Source organism: Vibrio sp. ArtGut-C1, assembly GCF_002105475.1.
GTDB lineage: Bacteria > Pseudomonadota > Gammaproteobacteria > Enterobacterales > Vibrionaceae > Vibrio > Vibrio diabolicus.
In genome coordinates this window covers 64259-90596 of sequence record NZ_NCTH01000021.1, presented here as the reverse complement: position 1 = coordinate 90596, position 26338 = coordinate 64259, and the positions used below count along the sequence as shown (strand labels likewise).

Genomic DNA, 26338 nt, shown 5'->3' with positions numbered 1-26338 from the left:
TGAATTTTCATTACCTGCGCCAAATAAGTTCACAATCTTGACCATTAAACGCCAGATCAACGAACAGATCTGCCACAGCAACGACTCGGTCTTGATACATCAAAATCGGAATTTGACGACGCAGCCAGCTTGGCACATTGTATTCTTGGAATAATTTCTTCAGTTTTCGACTGTTATTACGCGTGGTTGGATGCGCTGATAAGCCTTCCGGATTGAAGGTCACGCGAAGCAATTCTGGCTGACTCGGAAGCGCAATCGTTGCGTTACTAGAACTCGTCGTTAAGGTCAGTTCCCCTAGCCGCTCTGGAAGCGATAAAACGGTATCGACTTGAATCGTACTTTGCCACTCAGTGACGTCAGCGATTTCTGTTACCCAGTAGAGACGATTTCGAAAACGGCGCACTTCACCTTGTTTAAGTTGTAGTTTGGGGTTGGCATCTTGCTGAGCTAATGCGACTTCATTCCAGATAAGATTGAGTTGTACCTGAGTCGGCATACTAGTATTAAGCTTAGCCAGCCACATACGAATCAAGCGCGCACGCGCTAATTCACTGTGCTTAGCCAGTTCTTTAATACTTAAACTTAGATCCGTTTGTAAAGCGCGTTCAAACACCGCGCTCAATAGTTCATCCAATAGCGCTTCTTGTTGAGCACATAAGCTTGCACTGCGCTGAACCGCTTGATGGATACTAGGCCAGCGACCAGACAGTTCAGGGATAACACAATGACGAAGAAAGTTACGATCATAACGAGTATCTTGGTTGCTTTCGTCTTCCACCCACTCCAAACCTAATTTAGTAGCCGCGTCTTCGATGGTCTTCCGCTTGATAGTAAGCAATGGTCGAACTAGGGATCCACCAGAAAACGGCATACTCTCCGCCATCGAAGATAACCCTTTTGGCCCGCTGCCTCGCTTAAGAGCAAGGAGAAATGTCTCTAGTTGATCATCAGCATGTTGGCCGGTCAACAGTATATCGCCTTCTTGAATGTACTTAGTTAAGGCTTGATAGCGAGCTTCACGAGCAAGAAGTTCAATACTTTCACCATTGCTGATGTCTAAGCTCACTCGCTCAATCGAGCATGATATGCCCACTTGTTTTGCCCAAAGTAAGCATTTATCGGCCCAATCATCGGCATTCGAGCTCAAACCATGGTGCACATACACAGCGTGACACTCTATCGAATGCGCTTGTTGATAGCGACTGAGTAATTCGAGTAAAAGACGTGAATCCACTCCTCCGCTAAACGCCAAGACAACCTTAGTGCCTGATTGATAGTAGCGGCCGAGAACTTGAGCAAAATGCGGGTAAAGCGATTCCATAAGCGATCCGATAGGTACAAAAAAGGGCTGGACTCTCATCCAACCCTTTCTATTTTAACTGTTATCACTTGAGATATCAGCTAACGCTTAATAGCAATCACCGAAATTAACAGTAACCGTAGCTCATTAGGCGCTGGTAACGACGTTCACGTAGCGTCTCTTCATCCAATTGTTCTAGATCTTCTAGCTGACGAAGTAGTGTTGCTTTCATATTCGCTGCCATTTGAACATGATCGCGATGAGCGCCGCCTAGTGGCTCTTCAATGATTTCGTCGATCAGTTCAAGCTCTTTAAGACGAGGAGCAGTTAGACCCATCGCTTCTGCAGCTTGCGGTGCTTTGTCAGAATCACGCCATAAGATTGAAGCACAACCTTCAGGAGAGATTACTGAGTATGTAGAGTACTGAAGCATGTTCACGTAGTCGCCTACACCAATTGCTAGTGCGCCGCCTGAACCACCTTCACCAACAACGTTACAGATTACTGGCACTTTAAGACCAGACATCACTTTTAGGTTTTTCGCGATAGCTTCAGATTGACCACGCTCTTCTGCGCCCACACCTGGATACGCGCCAGCCGTGTCGATAAATGTGATGATCGGCATGTTGAAACGCTCTGCCATTTCCATCAAACGTAGCGCTTTACGGTAACCTTCTGGTTTTGGCATACCAAAGTTACGTTTCACTTTCTCTTTGGTTTCACGACCTTTTTGGTGACCAATGATCATCACAGGGCGGCCTTCAAGGCGAGCCATGCCACCCACAATCGCTTTGTCGTCTGCAAACGCGCGGTCACCCGCTAATTCATCAAACTCCTCAAAAGCGTGTTGGATGTAATCCAGCGTGTAAGGACGTAGTGGGTGACGAGCCAGTTGAGCTGTTTCCCATGCGCCTAGGTCACTGAAGGTTTTTTTCTTCAGCTCTAAGCTTTTCTTCTCAAGCTGTTCGATTTCTTTATCCAGGTCAATCGCAGAATCACCACCGTGACGAGAGACATCACGTAATGCTTCAATTTTCGCTTCTAGTTCTGCGATTGGCTTTTCAAATTCAAGAAAGTTTAGGCTCATCTATGAATCCTTGTTTACTCAGCGTCTAACATATTGCGCTGAATTTTTAGTTAAATTCGAGTTCTACCTGGCTTTTGCCAAGCAACTGTTTTAAATCGTCGAGTAATGTATCACTTGGCGTTACTCGCCACTCGGTGCCCAATGTTAACCGCGCTCTGGCGTCGGCACGCTGGTAGTATACATTGACGGGTACGGTTCCGGCTTTGTGCGGTTCTAAAATACGGCTGAACTGCTCAAAAAACTGATCGTTGATCTGAGTTGCATCTATCGATACCGACAAACCACGAGCGTATTTCTCGCGCGCACTGCCGAGATCCATAACTTCACGCGCCGACATTTTAAGGCCACCGTTGAAGTCATCAAAGCTGACCTGTCCAGAAACGACCAAAATTCTGTCTTTTTCGAGAAGTTCAGCGTATCGATCCAGTGCATCTGAGAACAACATCACTTCCATGCGACCACTTCGGTCATCCAGTGTCATAATGCCAATTCGTGTACCACGCTTGGTCGTCATTACACGAGCGGCAATAACCAAACCAGCCACCGTGACAGATTGGTCGCGACGCGTTGGCGTTGCGTCTTTTAGTCGACAACTGGTGTATTTGTTTAGTTCCTTTACGTAGGCGTTAATTGGGTGCCCTGTCAAATATAGACCTAGGGTATCACGCTCGCCCTCTAACCACACTTTTTCTGGCCAAGGCGGAACCTGCGTATACTTATGCTCTACTTCTTCAGGCGCATCCGTTAACACACCAAACATATCCGTTTGACCAAACGCCTCAGCTTGGTGATGTTGACTTGCTGCTTTTACCGCATCATTGAGTGACGCCATCATCGCCGCGCGGTGTGGGCCTAGTCGATCCAACGCGCCCGCGTAAATCAGCTTCTCTATCACTCGTTTATTGACGCGTTTTAGATCAACTCGAGCACAGAAATCAAACAGGTCTTTAAAGTGACCACCTTTATTTCTCGCCTCAAGAATCGCATCGATAGGGCCCTCACCAACCCCTTTTATCGCACCAATACCGTAAACAATTGCGCCATTTTCATCAACATTAAAGCGATATAGGCCAGAGTTGATGTCTGGTGGCAGCACGGTAAGCTTCATACGGAAACACTCATCGACCAAGCCAACGACTTTTTCCGTGTTATCCATATCGGCTGTCATTACCGCAGCCATAAATTCGGCAGGATAATGTGTTTTCAGCCAAAGAGTTTGATAAGAAACCAATGCATAAGCAGCAGAGTGCGATTTGTTAAAACCATAACCGGCGAACTTTTCTACCAAGTCGAAGATTTTCATCGCCAACTCGCCATCTATACCGTTCTTTATCGCACCTTCTTCAAAGATAGCACGTTGTTTTGCCATCTCTTCTGGCTTTTTCTTACCCATTGCACGACGAAGCATGTCCGCACCACCTAGCGTGTAACCTGCTAAGATCTGCGCAATCTGCATTACCTGCTCTTGATACAGGATGATGCCGTAGGTTGGATCAAGCGTCTCTTTTAGCGACTCGTGTTGCCACTTTTCATCTGGATAAGAGATCGCTTCTCGACCATGTTTACGGTCGATAAAGTTATCTACCATGCCCGATTGCAAAGGACCCGGACGGAAGAGTGCTACCAATGCGATAATGTCTTCGAAACAGTCTGGCTGAAGTCGTTTGATCAGCTCTTTCATGCCTCGAGATTCAAGCTGGAATACTGCTGTCGTTTCAGAGTTTTGCAACAAACGGAAAGAGGCAGGGTCTTCTAACGGTATGGATTCAATTTGAACCGGTTCTTTCCCTTCTCGCTCTAGGCGTGGGTTAATCAGCCCTAACGCCCAGTCAATAATGGTTAAGGTACGTAAACCCAAGAAGTCAAACTTAACTAGGCCAGCGGTCTCAACATCGTTTTTATCAAATTGAGTAACCGGAAAGTGACCTTCAGCGTCTGCATAAATTGGCGCAAAATCGGTAATTGTTGTAGGTGAAATTACAACACCACCAGCGTGTTTACCGGCGTTTCGCGTACAGCCTTCCAAAATATGACACATGTCGATGAGTTCTTTAACTTCCTCATCGGCCTCATACAATTCAGGTAGTGCAGGTTCAGCTTTAAACGCTTTATCTAGCGTCATGCCTGGATCGGGCGGGATCAGCTTTGAAATACGATCAACAAAACCAAATGGGTGGCCCAATACGCGGCCAACGTCACGGATTACCGCTTTTGCCGCCATGGTACCAAACGTGATGATCTGAGATACCGCGTCGCGACCGTACATTTCCGCAACGTGGTCAATAACCTGGTCACGTTTATCCATACAGAAATCGACGTCGAAATCGGGCATCGAAACACGTTCTGGGTTCAAGAAACGTTCGAACAGCAAGTCATATTCTAGTGGATCCAGATCGGTGATTTTTAGTGCGTAAGCCACCAAAGAACCAGCACCGGAACCACGTCCAGGACCTACAGGAATTCCATTATCTTTTGACCACTGGATGAACTCCATTACGATCAAGAAGTAACCAGGAAATCCCATTTGGTTGATAACATCTAGCTCTATCTGAAGACGTTCATCATATTCAGGGCGGCGACGTTTTCTCTCTTCTTCATCTGGAAATAGGAACTCTAAACGCTCTTCCAACCCCTCTCGGGATTTCATGACTAGGAACTCAGTCTCTTTCATCCCTTCGGTTGGGAAGGCTGGTAGGAAGTACTCCCCTAAGCGCACAGTCACGTTACAACGCTTCGCTATCTCGACACTGTTTTCTAACGCTTCAGGAATATCAGCAAACAGCTCGCACATTTCTTCTTCTGTACGAAGATATTGCTGCGGACTGTAGTTTTTTGGCCTGCGCGGATCTTCTAATGTGTAACCATCGTGAATCGCTACGCGTATTTCATGAGCATCAAATAGGTCAGGACTCAGGAATACAACTTCATTGGTCGCCACTACTGGCAAGTCTTGCTGCTCTGCCAATTCAACCGCAAAGTGAAGATAAGTTTCTTCATCTGGACGACCGGTACGAAGTAGCTCAAGATAAAAGCGATCTGGAAAATGCTGTTTATAGAAATCAACACACCCTTGCACTATTTGACGGTTGCCTTTCAAAAGGCCGCGACCAATTTCCCCGCTTTTACCGCCGGATAATACAATCAGGCCTTCAGACATTTCAGCCAACCAGGCTTTATCAATCACAGGGTGGTGTTGAACATGTCCACGTAAGTACGCTTTTGATATCAATAACGTCAGGTTCTTATAACCTACATTATCCGCCGCAAGCAAAGTCACTTGTGTCAGCTCTTCACCAAACTCGTCCGACTGCATTTTAAAGTCAGCACCGATGATCGGTTTAACACCACTGCCATGCGCCGTACCGTAAAACTTCACCAAACCACATAGGTTGGTAAAGTCGGTCAACGCCATTGCGGGCATACCGAGCTCAGCAACTTTCTTTACGATTGGCGGAACTTTGTTGAGGCCATCCACCATCGAGAAGTCACTATGAACACGCAGGTGGATGAATTTGGGATCTGACATTAACAGGTACCGTGTAACTCTATTTTGTTGGGGATTCTAACCTAAAGAGGTTGGGTTTATAACACCAATTAGATCGTTTGATTATTCTATGCCTAACGCTTTTTTTACTGGCTTGAAACTCTTGCGGTGTTCACTGATCACTCCGTGTTGCTCAATCGCTTCAAAGTGCGCTTTAGTTGGGTAACCTTTGTGCTTCGCGAAGCCAAATTGTGGATGAAGTTTATCCAACTCTTCCATCTCTTGGTCACGCACGACTTTGGCAATAATTGAAGCCGCACTGATTTCGGCAACACGTAGATCGCCTTTTACTACAGCTTGAGCATCCATTGGCAGCTCCGGACAACGGTTACCATCAATCAACACCAAATCAGGTTGAACCTGTAACCCCGCCACTGCACGCTGCATCGCAACCATAGTCGCCTGTAAAATATTCAGTTGATCAATTTCTTCAGGAGAACAACGCCCGACCGCCCACGCCAATGCTTTTTCTTTGATTTCAGGAAGCAACGCCATGCGTTTCTTTTCGGTCAATTTTTTCGAATCGTTCAACCCTTCAATAGGATTGTTAGGATCAAGGATAACCGCAGCGGTGACGACGTCTCCTACCAAAGGGCCACGTCCGACCTCGTCGACTCCGGCCACAAGCTGATAACCTTGCGGATATTCAAACGGAGGGAGTTCAACTTTGGTTTTGGTCGCTTTTGGTTTAACAGCCATGATAAATCTCTATTTTTCAATCAGTTTTAGAACTGCGTTTGCGGCTTGTTGGTCCGCATCTTTACGAATCCAATGATGCATTTCCGTAAACTTATCTAACATCGGTTTATTGTCGCTTTCCAATAAGCGAGAAACCTCAGTAAACAAATTGTCTGGTGTGCACTCATCTTGTAGATATTCTTTGACGAGCTCATCATCCGCCAAGATATTCGGCAATGACACATACTTCGTTTTCAATAGACGTTTAGCTAAAAAAGCAGTAAATGCATTCACACGATAACCCACCACCATTGGACGCTTGAGAAGCATACACTCCAACGCTACGGTACCGGAGGCCAACATCACGGCATCGGATGCGGTGATGACGTTGCGTGCAGTATCATCAACTAACTTGAAGTCCAACTCTGGCGCTAGCTCTTTCCATGCTTGTTCAAACTGCTCACGGCGTTTTTGATTAACAAGCGCGACAACAAACCCCAGTTCTGGAAATTTTTTATGGAGTAACTTGCAGGTTTCAATAAATGGCTCTGAGAGCATTTTTAACTCGCTACCACGACTGCCTGGCAGGACAGCAAGCCACTTTTTATCTTGTTCTAAACCAAGCAACTCACGTGCAGGCGCTTGTTCTGATTCTAGTGGGATGGCATCAGCCAAGGTATGACCAATGAACTCGCAAGGTACATTAAATTTGTCGTAGAACGCTTTCTCAAACGGAAGAAATGCTAGCACCAAGTTCGTTGCCGCTTCTATTTTAAAGATGCGCTTCTGACGCCAAGCCCAAACAGACGGACTCACGTAATGAACGGTTTTAATGCCCGCTTGCTTGAGGTCAAGCTCCAGGCGTAAGTTGAAGTCAGGAGCATCGATCCCGATGAAAACATCAGGCGGATTCTGAGTAAAATACTGAACGAGCTCAGCTTTCACTTTAAGAAGTCTCGGTAAGCGGCCTAAAACCTCGACTAATCCCATCACCGCAAGCTCTTCCATATCAAACAGAGACTCGCAACCTTGGGCTATCATTTTCGGACCACCAATGCCTACGAACTCTGCGTCTGGATATTGTTGCTTTACTGCTTTGATAAAGCCTTCACCTAGCGTATCGCCAGACAATTCTCCGGCAATGATGCCAATACGTAATGGTCTTTCCATATCTACTTCGCTATTTTTCCTGTGCGCTATGGATAACGGTTTGCCTTATCCATAAAACACAAAAAGATCGTAACCTCAAATTTGGTCACGATCTTTTTATTTATTGGTTCATTCGCCAATTAACGAATAATGCCACGTTCCGTCGTTTCCAGAATATCTGAGAAACGCTTCACAGCCGGCCACTCTTGAGCCATTTCAGCCAGAATAGGCTTCACTTCTTCTAGCGTCTTACCTGAACGGTAGATTTCTTTATACGCTTTTTGTAGCGCACGAATCTCTGGTTTCTCAAAGCCATTACGCTTCAAGCCAACAAGGTTCAAGCCGAATGGAGTAGCGTGGTTACCTTGCGCGAGTACATAAGCTGGGACATCTTGCACCACTGCTGAGCAGCCGCCAATGTACGCGTAAGCGCCCACTGTACAAAACGGGTGAATCGCAGACAGCGCCATCACACCAGCATAATCATCAACAGTAACGTGACCACCAAGAATCGAGTTATTACCGATATGAGTGTGGTTACCAATAACAACATCATGCGCAACGTGTGCATTCACACACAATAAGTTGTCATCACCAATGATCGTGGTTGCTTTGTCTTGCACTGTGCCGCGGTGAACTTGGACCGCTTCACGAATGACGTTACGGTCACCGATAACCACAGTTGTGTCTTCACCACCGTATTTTTTGTCTTGGTTTTCTTCACCAATGACAGCATGTGGGAAAATACGGTTATCTTTGCCAATAGTTGTGTGACCTTTGATCACAACGTGAGACATCACTTCTGTGCCTTCACCAATTTCAACCGTAGAGGTGATGTACGTAAAAGGACCTACTGTTACGTTAGCACCAATTTTGGCGCCCTCTTCTACCACCGCTGCCGGGTGGATTTTAGCGGTTTCATGAATCATATTAAAACTCTCGACGAGCACACTTCAGTTCTGCAGAACATACCACTTCGCCGTCAACTTTTGCTACACCGCTAAATGCAGCAATGCCGCGACGTTCTTTCAGAAATTCTACCTCAATAACCAATTGGTCGCCCGGAACCACTGGTTTACGGAATTTCGCGCCGTCTACGCTTGCAAAGTAGTACAGTTCATTTTCTGTTGGTGCACCAAATGATTTAAATGCAAGTAAGCCTGTTGCCTGAGCCATTGCTTCTAAAATCAAAACACCTGGGAATACTGGTAGTTGAGGAAAGTGACCTGTGAACTGAGGTTCGTTAACCGACACGTTTTTAATCGCGTGAAGGTACTTCTCTTCTTGGAAGTCTATCACTCGGTCGATCAATAAGAATGGGTAGCGATGAGGTAGTAGCTCTTGAATTTCAGAGATGTTCATCGTTTTCTTTTCAGTAGTCAAAGTCGTCTTCCTATATCAATTTTTTGCCGCCAAGATGGCAAACGTGGCAACAGGTCGTAAAGCCGAATCGCTTTGCAATATACTAGCAAAATACGCACCATCTTGGAGTTAAATCTACTTAGAGCGCGTCATTATAGAAGAAAAAGACCCGCATTTCGCGAGTCTTCGTACAGAATATGGAACTAGAGCCTGTTAGCTTTCACGTTAAATACAGAGCGAAAGATAACTTGTTCTAAATTTCTTCTTTCTGTTCCAGCTGTTTTTCAACCGCTTTCAGGCGCTTATTCATCTCATCAATACGGTGAACTCGAGTTGCAGTTTTACGCCACTCTCTGTTCGTTTGTAGTGGAATACCTGATGAGTAAAGGCCTTTTTCTTCGATACTGCGCATTACCATGCCCATACCTGTAATAGCCACACCATCTGCGATAGTGATATGGCCATTCAGAACAGACGCGCCGCCAATCTGGCAGTACTTACCAATTTTTGTACTGCCCGCGACAATAGTACCACCAGGCATCACGGTACCATATCCGATCTGCACGTTGTGCGCGATTTGAAGTTGGTTATCCAGAATGACATTGTCTTCAATGATAGTATCTTCGAGTGCACCGCGGTCAATCGTAGTACAAGCACCAATCTCAACGCGGTTACCGATACGCACTGAACCAAGCTGAGGAATTTTAATCCACTCGCCTTTGTCATTCGCATAACCGAAGCCATCAGAGCCAATGACGGTGCCCGATTGAACAAGACAGTCATCACCCAATGACACTTCATGATAGATAGTGACATTAGCCCAAAGCTTGGTGTTATTCCCTAGCTTGGCGTTCTTACCGATAAAACAACCAGCGCCAACGCTTACGTTGTCGCCGAGTTCCACGCCCGTTTCAATCACGGCGTTAGCGCCGATTGTAACGTTCTCACCCATCTTAACGTCAGCGGCAATCACAGCACTTGGTGCAATATCGTCTGCCGGTTTTGGTGTGGTATCCATCGCTTGGACCACACGAGCAAATGCGACATAAGGGTCCGAAACCACTAGCGCGTTTCCAACGCATTGCTCTTTATGCTCAGCCTTTACCATAACAACGGTAGCTTGGCACTCAGAAAGGTGTTTTGCGTATTTTGGGTTAGACAAGAAGGTTACATCACCTTCTTGTGCTTTATCCATTGGGGCAACACGGCTTACAACGAGAGACTCGTCACCAAACAGCTCACCCCCGGTAATTGTCGCCAATTCGGCTAATGTTAATGTCTTCATAACTTCTTATTTTAGAGCTTTAATTACGTCTTCAGAGATATTGTATTCTGGCTTGCCGTACTGCAAAGCAGAGATATCAATCACAAGATCGTAACCATTTTTGTCTGCGACTTTCTTAACTGCATCTTGAATCGTTTTGAAAAGCTTCGCTTTTTCTTCAGCTTCACGACGCGCACTTGCTTTTTCAAGTGCTTGTGCTTTCACTTTGTACTCGCTGTCTAGCTTCGCGATATCGATACGTAGCTTTTCAACTTCGTCTTGACCCAAAAGCTCACCGTCACGTTGTAGCTTTTCGATCTTTGTTTTAGCTTGCGCTTGGATTGACTTCAGTTCATCAGCTTTGCTTTTGAAGTCTTTCTGCATTTTTTGTAGTACAACTTCACGTTGAGGAAGAGCTTGGAAAACTTGAGCTGTATTTACATAAGCAATTTTCTGTGCAGCTTCTGCCGCATTTGCAAACATTGAAGAGCTCAGTACAAGAAGGCCAATCCCAGCCGCTTTGATCATTTTATTCAAAATATTTTCCTCTTTAGAAAGTTCTACCGATAGTGAATGTGAAGAACTCTTCATCATCGCCATCAAATTTCTTAATTGGTTTCGCTAGTGAGAATACTAGTGGCCCCATTGGAGACATCCACTGCAACGCCGCACCGTAAGAAGAGCGGTAGTTGGTTGGATCTGAGTAATCGTAGTAGTAGTTAGCACCCGAAATGTTGCTATTTTCTCGATAATCAAACTCGGTATCCCAAACACTTGCCATATCAAAGAAGATACTGGTACGAATTTGGTTTTGTACTTCCTCTGATGCGAACGGCGTTGGAACGATCAACTCAATACTTGCTAATGCGACTGCGTTACCACCCACTGAATCATCTGTCGCAATATCTGTACCATTGTTAGAGCCGGATGTATCGCGGTAAACCGCTTTAGGGCCAACAGAGTTTGAGCCAAAGCCACGAAGCGATGTAAAGCCACCTGCGTAGTAGTTTTCGTAGAATGGGAACAAGTTATCGTTACCATCCGTTTGACCGTAACCATTACCGTAACCCAAGCGGCCACGGAACAAGAGGGTAAACTCATGCTTTTTAGTTAATGGTACATACTGGCGAACATCGTACTGCAGTTTAAAGTATTGAACGTCAGAGCCAGGTACGGTCATTTTATAGAATGCACGTTGGTGGTTACCTGCCGTTGGGAAGTAACCACGGTTTAAGTTATTACGTGTCCAAGAGATATTGAAGTCGAAGTCGTTCGTATTCAATGCCCCACTTGAATCTATATTATCTTTTTGCGCTTCTAAGAACTGCTCTACCTGCAAGTAAGGCGATAAGTTACCGATCTTGTTGTGCGTATAACCGACACCGAATTCAAAACGGTTCAACTCATCGAATGGGAAGCCCCACGTTAAGCTCGCACCATAGCTTTCGTTGGTATAGTCAACGATATTAGCTTCTTTCGCTTCAAATTCGTTGTAGAAGACCTTACCACCTAAGCTAACACCGTCTAAGTTCCAGTACGGGTCTCGGTAATCTAGACTGATGTTTTTCTGGTAGTCATTCATCATCGCGTTGATACCAACACGGTTACCGCTACCAATAAAGTTATCTTGTTGCAGGCCAACCTGGAAGCTCACACCCGATTCTGTACCGTAGCCAACACCGAAGTTAACGCTACCAGAGTTCGCTTCTTTGACAGAGTAAACTAGGTCAACTTGATCATCACTACCAGGAACTCGAACCGTCTGTACTTCAACATTTTCAAAGTAGCCCAAACGGTTTAGACGAGTTTTACCCGTTTCAATCGATTTCGAGTTTAACCAACTGCCTTCCATCTGACGCATTTCACGACGAAGGACTTCATCTTTGGTTGAGTTGTTACCCGTGAAGCGGATATCACGAACGTAAATTCGGTTACCTGGATCGACGTTAACGACCAAAGATACTTCTTGATTCTCATCGTCAAACTCAGGAATGGTATTCACTTGAGGATAAGCGTAGCCGGACTCACCAAGCACACGTTTAATACCCTCTTCCATTGAAGTGACCAACGAGCCGTTGTACGTCTCATTGTCTTCAAATGGTACAAGTCGTTCGAACGTCGCTTCCTCACCAATCAAATCACCACGGAACTTTACGTCCTTGACGGTATAAACCTCTCCCTCTTCTAAGCCAAGAGTAATGTATACCCCTTTCTTGTCAGGAGAGATTGCAACTTGTGTCGAATCAACGTTAAATTTTAAGTAACCGCGGTCCAGATAGAATGATTTGAGCGCTTCAATATCACCTGCAAGCACTTGTTTTTGGTACTTTTCGTCAGACAGGAAATTCCACCACGGCACATCAACATTCAAGTTAAAACGAGAAAGAAGGTCCTCATCGCTGAAAACTTCATTGCCGATAAAATTGATTTGCTGAATTTTTGCCGACACGCCTTCAGTAAAGACAAACTTTAGGTCAGAACGATTACGTGGCAGTGGAGTCACCACCGCTTTTACTGTGGCGTTGTATTTACCTACGCTGTAATAAAAGTCTTCTAAGCCTTTTTCAATGTTGCTTAGCGTGGTGCGGTCAAGCGCTTCACCTTCACGAACGCCAGATGCGTTCAGGTTTTCCTGTAGCTGCTCGTCCTTGATTGCTTTGTTACCAGAAAATGAGATGCTGGCAATAGTAGGACGCTCTTTGACTTGAACCATCAGAACGCCGCCGTCACGTAACACTTTCACATCTTCAAAGTTACCAGATGCATACAGTGCACGGATAATCTCTGCAACATCGCCTTGGCCAATGGTATCACCGACACGTACAGGCATTTTCAACAACGCAGCACCCAGTGCTACACGCTGCAATCCATCGATTTCAATATCTTGAACTACGAAGTTCTCTGCTCCATTTGCAGATACACTGGTCGCCAGTAAACTTGCAAATAGAATTCGCTTAATCGCCATACTTGTTCTAATTATTCCTTGCTACTGCTTTTGTCTCTGAACTATCACAGACGAGTAAAATCATTAAATAGCGCTAACGCCATGAGCGAGAAGATGATCGCACCACCAATTCTAAAGCCCATTTCCTGCACTCTCTCAGGAACAGGACGTCGAATGACTGCTTCAATTGCAAAAAACAACAAATGACCGCCATCCAACATTGGTAAAGGAACGAGATTAATAATACCTAGGTTAACACTAATTAGAGCGAGAAAACCTAAAAAGTAGACCAAGCCATAATCAGCCGTCGCACCTGCGCCTTTGGCTATTGATATTGGACCACTCAGATTATTCAGACCAACGTCACCAACAATCAGTTTCTTAAGCATGCTGATTGTCAAGCCAATGACTTGGCCGGTTTTGTCTACCGCCTTACCTACTGACTCGAATACACCAAACTGAAGGTCGAAGCGATAACTTTCTGGCCATTCTGCGACTTTAGGTGCAATACCTGCAAAACCAACGACTTCTTTGTTAGCTAGCTCACGGCTACCAGGCGTCAGCGTTAATGTTTGCTCATAGCCCTGACGCAATACCGTTAATTCAATCGGTGTATCAGGATTAGAGCGAACCGCTTCAACAACTTGCTTCCACTCCGTGATGCGTTGTTCACCAATAGCGACAATCTCATCACCTGGAAGCACACCTGCTTTTTCCGCCGCTCCACCTTGCGAAACCTGTTCGATAACGCGATACACCTCCGGTGTATACGGCGCAAAACCTAATGACTGCATCGCAGACTGAGTTTCAGGGTCGAACTCCCATTCGCGCAGATCGAGCGTTTTCGTTACTTCTGAACCAACTTCATTCGCTGACGTCAGTGTTACTGTCATCAAATCATCGCCAATATGAGAAATCAATCCCATATTTACCGATTCCCAATCCGGAGTTTTGATACCAGATATCGATTTAAGTTCCATTCCAGATTCAATTCCGGCTTCTGCGACGATCGAATTGGGCGTAACTTCACCAATTACTGGCTTAACTGCTGGGATACCAATAAGAAATACGAGCCAATAGGCGAAGATTGCGAAAAGGAAGTTAAAGATAGGGCCTGCCGCAACAATAGAGGTTCGCTTCCATAGCGGCTTCTTATCAAACGCTAAGTGCTTCTCATGTTCTGGCACCTCATCAACACGGCTATCAACCATTTTTACATAGCCGCCGAGAGGGATCATTGAGATGCTGTACTCCGTTCCGTCTTTGCCTACCTTACTCCAGATAGACTTACCGAAACCGATTGAAAACTTTTCAACTTTCACGCCGCAACGGCGAGCAACCCAAAAGTGCCCAAACTCGTGCACAGCGACAAGAATGCCCAGTGCGACGATAAAAGAAATGAGATTCCACAATATACCAGTCATCAGATACGCTCGCGTATGGTTTCTAGGGCAATAGTTCGTGCCATTCTATCTAGCTCTAACAAGCTTTCCAAGCTATTCGCATTCTCAGCTTTGCAGCTTGCATTGATTTTATTCAACACAGACTCATTGATGCGAGCGATATCCGTAAAACCTAGGCTGTTATTTAAAAATGCATCAACAGCGACTTCATTCGCTGCATTCAGTGCCGTTGTTGCATGTTGACCTTCATAACAAGCGTCAATTGCTAGTTTTAAACATGGGTAACGAGCAAAATCAGGTTGCAAAAACGTCAAGTCGCCAATTTGCGTGAAGTCTAGTGGCTTAACCCCAGCTTCAACCCTTGATGGGTATGACATAGTCAGTGCAATAGGAGTCGCCATATCCGGCTCACCCATTTGTGCCAAAACCGAACCATCGCGGTATTGAACCATTGAATGAATAACAGACTGCGGATGAATAATAACCTTTAGCTGCTCGCGAGCCGCATTAAACAACCATTTAGCTTCGATATACTCCAAGCCTTTGTTCATCATCGTGGCTGAGTCAACGGAAATCTTTGGTCCCATCGACCAGTTTGGATGGGCGATCGCCTGCTCAGGAGTCACCTTTTCCAGTTCTGCGATATCAGTGTAACGGAAAGGACCACCAGAACCAGTCAGCAAAATATGAGAAATGCCATGTTCTTGTAAATTACAACGACCTAAATTGGTTTGTACTTGCTGTGGTAAGCACTGGAAAATAGCATTGTGTTCACTATCGACGGGAAGTAGCTCCGCACCAAACTCTTCTACGGCATCAATAAATAACTGGCCTGACATGACCAGTGCTTCTTTATTTGCCAACAATACTCGCTTACCAGCTTTCACAGCAGCCATGGTAGGCAGTAGACCAGCCGCTCCGACAATAGCAGCCATCACACTGTCAACTTCGTCCAATGAAGCAATATGGCATAGAGCATCCACACCACCTAATACTTCGGTGCTTGGAGAAAACAAATGTAACTCAGATTGGAGTTGAACCGCTGCGGCTTTGTCCGCCATGACCGCGTATTTAGGTTGCCACTGACGACATAGCCCGATCATCTTTTCAACGTTGGTGCTTGCCGCTAAGGCAACGACAGAAAACAGCTCTGGGTTTTGTTCGACCACTTTAAGCGTGCTTGCACCAATGGATCCAGTAGCACCAAGAATCGTTAACTTTTGCATGTTGTAAGACCGTTAGAAAGCTCAGGAGCGACAATGCCGCTCCTGATAAATTAGAATACGTAGTAAAGAAGAGCAAAAACTGGGAATGCTGCGGTTAGGCTGTCAATACGATCGAGCACACCGCCATGTCCTGGGATAATGTTGCTGCTGTCTTTAATGCCTGAGACACGCTTGAACATACTTTCCACCAGATCGCCGAGCACTGATATAACAACAGTAACCAACGTAATCAACACCATATGGACAGGACTGGTGAACTGAATATCAAACCAATCAGCAAATGCCCACGCCACGATCAATGCCGTGATAATACCGCCAATAAGCCCTTCAATGGTTTTATTCGGACTGACATGTGGCGCCATTTTACGTTTGCCTAAGCTTTTGCCTGAAAAGTAAGCACCGCTATCTGCAGCCCATACCAAGAAACAAACGTATAACACGAGCTTTGCTCCGTGGTATGGATCTACCGTAATGTCATGAGCTCTAAGAATAACTACACTCCAAAGGAATGGAATTAATGTCAGAAAACCAAACACATGGCGTAAAACAAAATTATTTTGCCAAGATTTCGTTGTTTTGGGATAAGTAATCGCCATTAAGCTAGCAATAATCCACCAAACAAAACCAAGGCCCAGCACAACATAATGAGGCGTTGCTAAATGGTTGAGGCTATGTGCGTCAGGCGAAATATATAGAAAACTAAGTCCGGTAACAATGACTGCCGGAACGAGGGCAGCAAAGCGAGAGTTGCTTCCTGTAAATTGAGTCCACTCCCAAAAACCTAATAGGGTAATTGCAGTTAAAGCGGCAATAAAGCCCATTAGGGGTAATTTAAAAATGCCTAAAATAACCAGGGGAGCTAAAATTAGTGCTGTTATTATTCTCTGTTTCAAACTAACTAGTCCTTATTGAGCTGCCATCAATGCCTTTATTTGTTCACCTGTACAGCCAAAACGACGTTCTCGATTGATAAACCAAGTTACAGCTTCAACTAAGCTGTCTTCGTCGAATTCCGGCCAATACTCGGGTGTAAAGTACATTTCTGCATAAGCCATTTGCCACAACATAAAGTTGCTGATGCGACACTCTCCACTGGTACGAATCAAAAGATCCACTTCAGGTAAGTCTGCCATGGTCAAATGCTCAGTGATTAGCTGCTCATTGATATCCTCTACACGAATCTCACCGTTACGTGCTTTTAACGCTAACGTTTTGGCCGCTTCTGTGATGTCCCACTTACCGCCATAATTGGCTGCAATGTTGATCACCATCCCCGTGTTACCTGCCGTTAGATTTTCAGCTTCTACAATCTTCTTTTGTAGACGCTCACTAAATCGACTGGTATCACCGATCACGCGCAACCGTAAATTATTTTTGTGTAGTTTTTTTACTTCACTAGACAGGACCGTGATAAACAGTTCCATCAAAAGACCCACTTCTTCCTCCGGACGACGCCAGTTTTCACTACTAAAAGCAAATAGCGTCATGGCTTTAATGCCAAGCTTTGAAGCAGCAGCCACGGTCTTACGAACGGCATTAACGCCTTTTTTGTGACCAAATACGCGAGGTTTTCCTTTGGACTTAGCCCAACGGCCATTACCGTCCATAATGATGGCAATATGCTTAGGAAGGGAATCAGAGAAGGCTTGAGAATTTTGCATAGGGAGTTAATTGAGTTCCATCAGTTGGATAGACTAACATAAAAAAACGCTGAGCTGTGAGCACAGCGTTTTCCAACAGTGATGTGTGTGGGAGTATTAAACTTCCATCAACTCTTTTTCTTTTGCAGCAAGAACTTCATCGATCTTCTTAACTGCAACGTCAGTTAGTTTTTGAATTTCGTCTTGTGCTTTACGATCTTCATCTTCAGAGATTTCTTTATCTTTTAGAAGCGCTTTTAGATCGTTGTTTGCGTCACGACGGATGTTACGAACAGCAACACGACCACCTTCAGCTTCACCACGAACAATCTTAACTAGGTCTTTACGACGCTCTTCCGTTAGTGGTGGAAGTGGAACACGGATGATAGTACCAGCAGACATAGGATTTAGACCAAGATCAGACGTCATGATCGCTTTTTCTACTTTCGGAGTCAGCTCTTTATCGAAAACCGTGATTGCAAGTGTACGTGCATCTTCAGCAATAACGTTTGCTACTTGGTTTAGAGGTGTTGCTGCACCGTAGTATTCTACAGAAATACCAGATAGTAGGCTTGGGTGTGCACGACCTGTACGAATTTTAGAAAGGTTGTTCTTAAGCGCTTCAACGCTTTTATCCATGCGCTCTTGCGCGTCTTTTTTGATTTCGTTAATCACAGTTTCACCTTAAAAATGTCATCTTTCCTGAAGAAAGCCTAAAACGGTTGAGCAAAGCAAACGCCACCCTAACGCTTTGGGTGGCACCTTGGGACAAGCTTATTCGTTGATTAGCGTGCCTTCTGCTTCGCCCATAACCACGCGACGTAGTGCGCCTGGCTTGTTCATGTTAAATACGCGGATTGGCATTTTGTGGTCACGAGCTAGCGTAAACGCCGCCAAGTCCATCACTTTCAGCTCTTTATCCAGAACTTCTGCGTAAGATAGCTTATCATACAGCTCTGCGTCTGGGTTTGCTACAGGGTCAGCAGTAAATACACCATCAACTTTCGTCGCTTTTAGTACAACATCCGCTTCGATTTCAATACCACGTAGGCAAGCAGCAGAATCCGTTGTAAAGAACGGGTTACCCGTACCAGCAGAGAAGATGACAACACGGCCTTGGCGAAGCTCACGGATCGCATCAGCCCAATTATAGTCGTCACATACGCCTTTTAGAGGAATGGCAGACATAACGCGCGCATTCACGTATGCACGGTGAAGAGCATCGCGCATCGCTAGGCCATTCATTACTGTAGCAAGCATACCCATGTGGTCACCAACTACGCGGTTCATACCAGCTTCAGCAAGGCCTGCACCACGGAACAAGTTACCGCCACCGATAACTACACCAACCTGAACACCCAGTTCAACCAGTTCTTTAACTTCTTGTGCCATGCGATCAAGGACCGCAGGATCAATACCAAAACCGTCTTCACCTTGAAGAGCTTCACCACTCAGTTTTAATAGAATACGTTGATACGCTGGTTTAGGGTTCGTAGTCATGGAGTTTACCTTCCAAAGAGAGTTGTTGATTAACAGTCATGAATAGACACAAATTCAGTTATGGCTATTCATCACGGCTAATCGTTCACTGCTCATAAAAAGACCGCAGCCAAGGCTACGGTCTAATCTTTATACAGTCTCTAAGGATTAACCTTTTTGAGCTGCAGCAACTTCTTCAGCGAAGCTCATTTCTTCTTTCTTCTCGATACCTTCACCTACTTCTAGGCGAACGAATGTAGAAACTGAAGCGCCTTTTTCTTTCAGCATTTCACCTACAGTTTTCTTAGGTTCCATGATGAAAGCTTGACCTGTTAGAGAGATCTCGCCAGTGAATTTCTTCATGCGGCCAACAACCATCTTCTCAGCGATTTCTGCAGGCTTGCCTTCGTTCATTGCGATTTCAACTTGAACCGCTTTCTCTTTTTCTACTACGTCAGCTGGTACGTCTTCTGGGTTAACGAACTCAGGCTTAGAAGCAGCAACGTGCATTGCAACGTGCTTAAGAGTTTCTGCGTCGCCTTCACCAGCAACAACAACACCGATTTTCTCACCGTGACGGTAAGAAGCAATTGCAGTGCCTTGAACGTATTCTACGCGACGGATAGTGATGTTTTCACCGATTTTAGCTACAAGAGCTACACGTGCGTCTTCGAATTGTGCTTGTAGCTCTTCAACAGTCGCTTTTGAAGCTAGAGCTGCAGCTGCAACTTCTTCTGCGAATGCAGTGAAGTTACCGTCTTTAGCAACGAAGTCAGTTTGGCAGTTAACTTCAAGAAGAACAGCAACGCCGTTTTCTTCTTTGATGATGATTGCGCCTTCAGCTGCAACGTTACCAGCTTTCTTAGCTGCTTTCGCTGCGCCAGATTTACGCATGTTTTCAATTGCTAGTTCGATGTCAGCGTTTGCTTCTACAAGCGCTTTCTTACATTCCATCATGCCAGCGCCAGTACGCTCGCGAAGTTCTTTAACTAGAGCAGCAGTTACAGTTGCCATTCTGTATTCCTCGTTTGATTCGAAATAAGGTAAAAAACAGGGGCCTAACATTGTCGGCCCCCATTGCTAACTATAACTTAGTTTATGCTACACAAAGGTTTCACATAGACCAAGTGTGACACAGAGCCGCTATTATTCAGCTTCTACGAAACCGTCTTTTTCAGCAACTGCAGCTACGTCTTTGTTACGACCTTCAGATACTGCTGAAGCAGCAGCGTTCAGGTATAGCTGTACAGCGCGGATCGCGTCGTCGTTACCTGGGATTACGTAGTCAACGCCGTCTGGGTTAGAGTTAGTATCTACCACAGCGTATACTGGAATACCTAGGTTGTTAGCTTCTTTAATTGCAATGTGTTCGTGATCAGCGTCGATTACGAATAGAGCGTCTGGTAGGCCGCCCATGTCTTTGATACCACCAAGAGATTTCTCTAGCTTCTCCATTTCGCGAGTACGCATTAGAGCTTCTTTCTTAGTTAGTTTGTCAAAAGTACCGTCTTGAGATTGAGTCTCTAGATCTTTTAGACGCTTGATAGACTGACGAACTGTTTTGTAGTTTGTAAGCATACCGCCTAACCAGCGGTTGTTTACGTAAAACTGGTTGCTTGCGATTGCAGCTTCTTTAACAGCTTCAGATGCAGCGCGCTTAGTACCTACGAATAGAACTTTACCTTTCTTCTCGCCAACTTTAGCTAGTTCAGCTAGAGCGTCGTTGAACATTGGTACAGTTTTTTCTAGGTTGATGATATGAACTTTGTTACGAGCGCCAAAGATGAATGGCTTCATTTTTGGGTTCCAGTAACGAGTCTGGTGACCGAAGTGAACACCAGCTTTTAGCATATCGCGCATTGATACAGTTGCCATTTTAAATTCCTCTATGGGGTTAGGCCTCCACATTCCCCATAACTCCGACCAAGCTTCTGCTCAGCACCCCGGAATATGTGACGGAATGTGTGTGATTTAAAGATAAAAGGTTATTCGGATGAAGCTTGCTTCGCCGCTTAGCTTAGTTAAACGAAGAGAACAGTCCTCTATTCCGGCGCGCTTTATACCATATTTTAGCTCACTGTGGCTAGTAAAAATTATTTCTTCACCGTGCCACTTTCTCCTATTTATAAGCAAAACTTTAAACATACGATCGAATTAAGAATGATGCCTATTCCTATCTAACTTGGGTTAACACCCCGATGTCTGATAGAATGCGGCCATTCGCACGTTTACGTGCTTAGGAATAAGTAGAGAAAGCCAATGTCAATCAAGATTAAAACTGCTGAAGAAATAGAACGCATGCGCATTGCGGGCAAGCTGGCCGCAGAGATTCTAGAAATGATCGAACCACACATCAAAGTTGGTGTGACGACAGAAGAGTTGAACAAAATCTGTCATGAGTACGCTCTAGAAAAAGGCGCATACTCTGCTCCGCTTGATTACCATGGTTTCCCTAAGTCGATTTGTACTTCAATCAACCATATCGTATGCCACGGTATTCCAGCAGAAAAAGACGAAATCGGTAGCAACGGTCAAATGAAGCCAGCGGTACTAAAAGATGGCGACATCTTAAACGTTGATATTACCGTAATCGTTCCAAATGACGAAAATGCGGATCTGAGCGTGCGTCCTCAAGGTTACCATGGTGACACTTCTAAGATGTTCCTAGTCGGTGATGTTTCACCTGCAAACAAACGTCTATGCATGGTTGCTCAAGAAGCACTGTATGTTGGCATGCGTACCGTAAAGCCAGGTTCAACGGTTGGTGACATCGGCACAGCTATCGAGAAGTACATCAAAGAGAACAACAAAAACAACCCTCGCAACAAGTTTTCTATTGTGAAAGACTTCTGTGGCCACGGTATCGGCGATGAGTTCCATGAAGAACCACAAGTGGTTCATTACAAGAACAAAGACCGCCGCGTACTAAAAGAAGGCATGTGCTTTACTATTGAGCCGATGATTAACGCAGGTAAATTTGGTTGCTCTGTTGACGCTCAAGACGATTGGACCGTTTACACAGGCGACGGCAAGAACTCTGCGCAATGGGAACATACCATTGTTGTAACAAAAGAAGGTTGTGAAGTACTGACGCTTCGTAGCGACGATACGATTCCTCGCCTAATGAAAAACGCGTAAAGCTAACGACCACTCGTTGTTTACTATATCCCTGCTTCGGCGGGGATATTTTTTATCTGCCACAAATTTGTTAGATTGTAACTAGATTAGCTTGCACGGATGGCAAATATGACACTTCAGTCCCCTCTTACCTTTTCCGATGAACAAATCAATATCGGAGAACTCAAACAAGAGTTAGAGAAATTTAGCTCCGATCAAAACCAAGAGTTTCTCAATCATCATCCGGTAACAAGCTTGGTTTTAGCCAGAGCAGAATACATGGATCTGCTTCTGAATCGTTTGTGGCAACATTTTGGCTTCAAAGATATTTACAACATTTCCCTAGTTGCCGTGGGTGGCTATGGACGTGGCGAGCTGCATCCGCTCTCCGATATCGATATTTTGATTCTGTCGAACAATAAGCTGCCGACCGCGCTAGAAGCAAAAATCAGCGAATTCATTACGCTGTTGTGGGATTTAAAACTCGAGGTCGGACACGCAGTTCGCACCGTTAACGAATGTGCGGAAATTGGTAAAGCCGATCTAACGGTCGCGACAAATCTTCAAGAAGCGCGTCTGCTGTGTGGCAGCGAGGATACCTTTCAGGCACTGAAGAAAGTCGTATTGTCAGACTCCTTTTGGCCAAGTGAAACGTTTTACCGCGCGAAAATTCAAGAGCAGCGCGAACGCCATGCCCGTTACCATGATACAACCTACAACTTAGAACCAGACATTAAGTCGACCCCTGGCGGACTGCGCGATATTCATACATTAAGCTGGGTCGCCCGACGTCACTTTGGTGCCACGTCATTGCTGGAAATGAGCCGATACGGATTTTTAACTGACGCAGAATACCGAGAATTGGTTGAATGTCAGGACTTCCTTTGGCGAGTGCGTTTCGCTCTGCACATGGAGCTTCGCCGCTATGACAACCGCTTGACCTTTGCCCATCAAGCACAAGTTGCGGAAAATCTAGGCTACGTCGGTGAAGGCAACCGAGGCGTAGAAATGATGATGAAAGAGTTCTACCGCACACTTCGTCGTGTGGCAGAGCTCAATAAAATGCTACTCAAACTTTTTGATCAAGCGATCATTAATGGTGGGGCGACAGAAAGTGCCGAGATTCTCGATGCCGACTTCCAACGTCGTGGCTCTTTGATTGAAGCGCGGAAACCCGCATTGTTTCAAGCTCGCCCAGAAACTATTCTGGATATGTTCTTACATATCGCGAACGACTCAACCATTGAAGGGGTGAGCCCACCAACACTACGTCAGCTGCGCACCGCGCGCCGTCGACTCAACAAATTTTTGCACACCATTCCTGCTGCGCGTGAAAAGTTCATGGCGTTATGTCGTCACCCTAATGCTCTGCATAAAGCATTCAGCCTGATGCACCGATTAGGGGTTATGGCGGCCTATTTACCGCAATGGAGCCAAATAGTTGGTCAAATGCAGTTTGACTTATTCCACGCCTACACGGTTGATGAGCACAGTATTCGCTTACTGAAACACATTAATACCTTCAGTGACCCAGACAATCATGCGAAGCACCCTATTTGTTGTGACGTCTACCCACGTATGCAAAAGAAAGAACTGCTGATTATTGCCGCTATTTTCCACGATATCGGTAAAGGACGTGGTGGCGATCACTCTGTTATAGGCGAAGGTGAGGCTTACGACTTCTGTATTGAGCATGGCTTATCAAAGCCCGAGGCCAAACTTGTCGCTTGGTTGGTAAGGCATCATCTATTAATGTCCGTCACCGCACAGCGCCGAGACATTTATGATCCCGATGTGATTACCGAATTTGCCAAAAAAGTCAGAGACGAAGAATCTCTCGATTATCTTGTGTGCCTGACAGTTGCAGATATTTGTGCAACCAACCCAGAACTTTGGAATGCTTGGAAACGAACCTTACTCGCAGAGCTGTATTACTCTACACAACGTGCTTTACGTAGAGGGTTAGAGAATCCTGTCGATGTGCGTGAGCGAATTCGCCACAACCAACAAATGGCCTCTGCAATGCTGCGCAAAGAGGGGTTTGCCGCGCGCGAAATTGAAGTATTGTGGCAACGCTTCAAAGCTGACTATTTCCTTCGTCATACCCATACGCAAATCGCGTGGCACTGCGAACACTTACTTCGCATGGAAGATCCGACTAAGCCTTTGGTGTTGATCAGTAAAAAAGCCACTCGTGGCGGCACTGAGGTGTTTGTATACACGAAAGACCAGCCTGCTTTATTTGCGACGGTCGTGGCGGAGTTAGATAGGCGTAATTTTAATGTACACGACGCGCAAATCATGACTAGCAAAGATGGGCACGTGATTGATACCTTTATGGTGCTCGATCAACATGGCGAAGCGATTGATGAGTCTCGTCACGCCGCGGTGATTAAGCACCTCACCCATGTACTAGAGGCGGGCCGACCAACCAAGATTAAAACACGCCGTACTCCGAACAAACTTCAGCACTTTAATGTGAAAACCAAAGTCGACTTCTTACCAACCAAAGGTAAAAAACACACGTTGATGGAGTTTGTCGCGCTAGACACACCAGGGCTGTTGGCCAAAGTAGGCCGTACGTTTGCTGATTTAAATATCAACCTTCATGGTGCAAAAATCACCACCATTGGTGAGCGAGCAGAAGACTTGTTTATTTTAACCAGTGATGCAGGGGGAAGATTAAGTGAAGAACAACAAGATGAGCTAAGAGAGAGATTGATCGAAAAGTTATCTGATGAGGTCGCTGCTTAGATCAAACCTGCCAATCTTTTCGGTTCAGGGCGAGAGCGATCTTGCCCACAAGTTAAGCATTTTGGCTAAATATCAGCTATCTAGCTCATACATAGGCTGCTACAGTTATATCAATATCAATTCGATGTAATAGAGGTAGCCTATGTATCCCCACCTCACTGGTTTGGGTATTCACGACCCTAAGCAGATTGAACGTTATTCCCTACGCCAAGAAGCACACAAAGACGTGCTCAAGATCTATTTCCACAAGCAAAAAGGCGAGCTGTTCGCCAAAAGCGTTAAATTCAAATACCCGCGCCAAATCAAAAATGTTCTTGTGGACAGTGGCAGTCACAAATATAAAGAAGTAACGGAAATCAACCGTAACCTCACATTGGTCATTGATGAACTGAATAAAATCACTAAGCCAACGAAACAACCTGAGGTTGATGTCAAAGAGAAAATTCTTTCAGACCTTCGTCATTTAGAAAAAGTCGTTTCGAGCAAGATCGCAGAGATCGAAGCGGATCTCGAAAAACTAAAGTAAAACGTTAAGTCTTAAATATTAAAAAAGGGTTAGCATTGATGCTAACCCTTTTTATTTGTACTCAATCATTATCTAGATCTAACTGCGCCGATTATCGGTTGATCATCGATTCATCCCACTCAAATCGAGTAAACAATTGCTGCCAAGTCTCATCAATATTGGCCGTCATGACAATCTCTTGATCGGTAAATGGATGGACGAACCGTAACTCTGAAGCATGCAGTAGCAAACGATGAGAATCAAACTCTGTGCGATACAGCTTGTTGTGCTTTCCATCTCCGTGCGTTGTATCACCCACGATCGGATGGCGTAGATGTGCCATATGACGACGAAGTTGGTGCTTACGCCCCGTTTTAGGTTTCATCTCAACTAAGCAATAACGCGTTGTAGGAAATTTACCCGTCGAATAGGGAACTTCCACTTTAGCCAACGGTTTATATTCCGTCACCGCTTCTTGCGCTTCTTTTTCTTGTGAAGCGAACTTATCCGCAATCTTGTCTAACTCGACTTTGAGCGCGTAATCTAAGACGCCCTCTTCCTCAATCCAACCGCGTACTATCGCGTGGTATGTCTTTTCCATTTTATGTTCAGCAAACATCGGCATGACTTGTGATGCGACTTCACTCGACAACGCAAACACGAGCACACCAGATGTTGGACGATCCAGACGATGCAATGGGAAAACATGCTGACCAATTTGATCGCGCAAAGTTTGCATGACAAATTGAGTTTCATGCTTATCTAACCAACTGCGGTGCACCAGCATGCCGGCAGGCTTGTTAACCGCAACAAAATATTCATCCTGATAAACGATCTCCAGTTCCACTGGTTCTGAAGATCGCGCTATTTCTTGTTCTAACATTTG

22 protein-coding genes are annotated in these 26338 nt (G+C 45.3%); 3 read left to right on the top strand and 19 right to left on the bottom strand.

The annotated features are described in order from the left end of the window. Positions 1-10 precede the first annotated feature (10 nt). The 18 genes from tilS to rpsB all read right to left on the bottom strand — a co-directional run bounded on the left by tilS (position 11) and on the right by rpsB (position 20951). Complete coding sequence (tilS, locus tag B7360_RS17115; protein ID WP_085344094.1) at positions 11-1321, bottom strand: tRNA lysidine(34) synthetase TilS; 1311 nt, start codon at positions 1319-1321, stop codon at positions 11-13. A gap of 106 nt (positions 1322-1427) precedes the next feature. Next, complete coding sequence (gene accA / locus B7360_RS17110; protein WP_005380365.1) at positions 1428-2387, bottom strand: acetyl-CoA carboxylase carboxyl transferase subunit alpha; 960 nt, start codon at positions 2385-2387, stop codon at positions 1428-1430. Positions 2388-2433: 46 nt separating this feature from the next. After that, positions 2434-5913, bottom strand: a complete 3480-nt coding sequence (dnaE, locus tag B7360_RS17105) for a DNA polymerase III subunit alpha (protein ID WP_006741668.1) — start codon at positions 5911-5913, stop codon at positions 2434-2436. Between the two features lie 81 nt (positions 5914-5994). After that, entirely contained in the window at positions 5995-6630 is a 636-nt protein-coding gene (gene rnhB, locus B7360_RS17100) for a ribonuclease HII (RefSeq protein ID WP_005380361.1), read from the bottom strand. 9 nt (positions 6631-6639) lie between these two features. Further along, complete coding sequence (lpxB, locus tag B7360_RS17095) at positions 6640-7779, bottom strand: lipid-A-disaccharide synthase (protein WP_017636041.1); 1140 nt, start codon at positions 7777-7779, stop codon at positions 6640-6642. A 119-nt stretch (positions 7780-7898) separates the two neighbouring features. Continuing rightward, positions 7899-8687: an acyl-ACP--UDP-N-acetylglucosamine O-acyltransferase gene (gene lpxA / locus B7360_RS17090; RefSeq protein ID WP_005380357.1), complete on the bottom strand. Its 789-nt coding sequence runs from the start codon at positions 8685-8687 to the stop codon at positions 7899-7901. A gap of 1 nt (position 8688) precedes the next feature. Beyond that, on the bottom strand, positions 8689-9141 hold the full coding sequence (fabZ, locus tag B7360_RS17085) for a 3-hydroxyacyl-ACP dehydratase FabZ (protein WP_005380349.1): 453 nt from the start codon (positions 9139-9141) through the stop codon (positions 8689-8691). Between the two features lie 232 nt (positions 9142-9373). Beyond that, a complete protein-coding gene (lpxD, locus tag B7360_RS17080) occupies positions 9374-10405 on the bottom strand; it encodes a UDP-3-O-(3-hydroxymyristoyl)glucosamine N-acyltransferase (RefSeq protein ID WP_065645509.1) in 1032 nt (343 codons plus the stop codon). A gap of 6 nt (positions 10406-10411) precedes the next feature. Beyond that, entirely contained in the window at positions 10412-10921 is a 510-nt protein-coding gene (locus B7360_RS17075; RefSeq protein ID WP_005391804.1) for an OmpH family outer membrane protein, read from the bottom strand. A 13-nt stretch (positions 10922-10934) separates the two neighbouring features. Continuing rightward, positions 10935-13349 (bottom strand): outer membrane protein assembly factor BamA, encoded by a 2415-nt coding sequence (bamA, locus tag B7360_RS17070; RefSeq protein ID WP_047008880.1) that lies wholly within the window; start codon positions 13347-13349, stop codon positions 10935-10937. Between the two features lie 44 nt (positions 13350-13393). Then, positions 13394-14752 (bottom strand): sigma E protease regulator RseP, encoded by a 1359-nt coding sequence (gene rseP, locus B7360_RS17065; protein WP_085344093.1) that lies wholly within the window; start codon positions 14750-14752, stop codon positions 13394-13396. Continuing rightward, positions 14752-15957, bottom strand: a complete 1206-nt coding sequence (gene ispC / locus B7360_RS17060) for a 1-deoxy-D-xylulose-5-phosphate reductoisomerase (protein WP_085344091.1) — start codon at positions 15955-15957, stop codon at positions 14752-14754. The genes rseP and ispC overlap by 1 nt, the downstream gene beginning before the upstream one ends. Before the next feature lie 50 nt (positions 15958-16007). Next, positions 16008-16850, bottom strand: coding sequence for a phosphatidate cytidylyltransferase (locus B7360_RS17055; RefSeq protein ID WP_085344089.1), 843 nt, complete (start codon positions 16848-16850; stop codon positions 16008-16010). A gap of 12 nt (positions 16851-16862) precedes the next feature. After that, positions 16863-17618, bottom strand: a complete 756-nt coding sequence (locus B7360_RS17050; protein WP_006741661.1) for an isoprenyl transferase — start codon at positions 17616-17618, stop codon at positions 16863-16865. A 96-nt stretch (positions 17619-17714) separates the two neighbouring features. Beyond that, positions 17715-18272 (bottom strand): ribosome recycling factor, encoded by a 558-nt coding sequence (gene frr / locus B7360_RS17045; RefSeq protein ID WP_005380330.1) that lies wholly within the window; start codon positions 18270-18272, stop codon positions 17715-17717. Positions 18273-18371: 99 nt separating this feature from the next. Further along, positions 18372-19097: a UMP kinase gene (pyrH, locus tag B7360_RS17040; protein ID WP_005380329.1), complete on the bottom strand. Its 726-nt coding sequence runs from the start codon at positions 19095-19097 to the stop codon at positions 18372-18374. Between the two features lie 147 nt (positions 19098-19244). Then, complete coding sequence (tsf, locus tag B7360_RS17035) at positions 19245-20090, bottom strand: translation elongation factor Ts (protein ID WP_012841502.1); 846 nt, start codon at positions 20088-20090, stop codon at positions 19245-19247. Between the two features lie 132 nt (positions 20091-20222). After that, positions 20223-20951, bottom strand: a complete 729-nt coding sequence (rpsB, locus tag B7360_RS17030; RefSeq protein WP_012841501.1) for a 30S ribosomal protein S2 — start codon at positions 20949-20951, stop codon at positions 20223-20225. 384 nt (positions 20952-21335) lie between these two features. Here rpsB and map point away from each other — a divergent pair, with 384 nt between their 5' ends. The 3 genes from map to B7360_RS17015 all read left to right on the top strand — a co-directional run bounded on the left by map (position 21336) and on the right by B7360_RS17015 (position 25473). Further along, positions 21336-22214 carry a type I methionyl aminopeptidase gene (map, locus tag B7360_RS17025; RefSeq protein WP_005380326.1) on the top strand — a complete coding sequence of 293 codons (879 nt, stop codon included), beginning with the start codon at positions 21336-21338 and terminating at the stop codon, positions 22212-22214. A 108-nt stretch (positions 22215-22322) separates the two neighbouring features. Beyond that, on the top strand, positions 22323-24947 hold the full coding sequence (glnD, locus tag B7360_RS17020) for a bifunctional uridylyltransferase/uridylyl-removing protein GlnD (RefSeq protein WP_085344087.1): 2625 nt from the start codon (positions 22323-22325) through the stop codon (positions 24945-24947). A 142-nt stretch (positions 24948-25089) separates the two neighbouring features. Beyond that, a complete protein-coding gene (locus B7360_RS17015) occupies positions 25090-25473 on the top strand; it encodes a DUF3461 family protein (protein ID WP_005380322.1) in 384 nt (127 codons plus the stop codon). A 91-nt stretch (positions 25474-25564) separates the two neighbouring features. Here B7360_RS17015 and truC read toward each other — a convergent pair whose 3' ends face one another. Further along, the gene (gene truC / locus B7360_RS17010; RefSeq protein WP_046874970.1) at positions 25565-26335 is read right to left on the bottom strand and encodes a tRNA pseudouridine(65) synthase TruC; all 771 of its coding nucleotides are present in this window, start codon (positions 26333-26335) and stop codon (positions 25565-25567) included. Positions 26336-26338 lie beyond the last annotated feature (3 nt).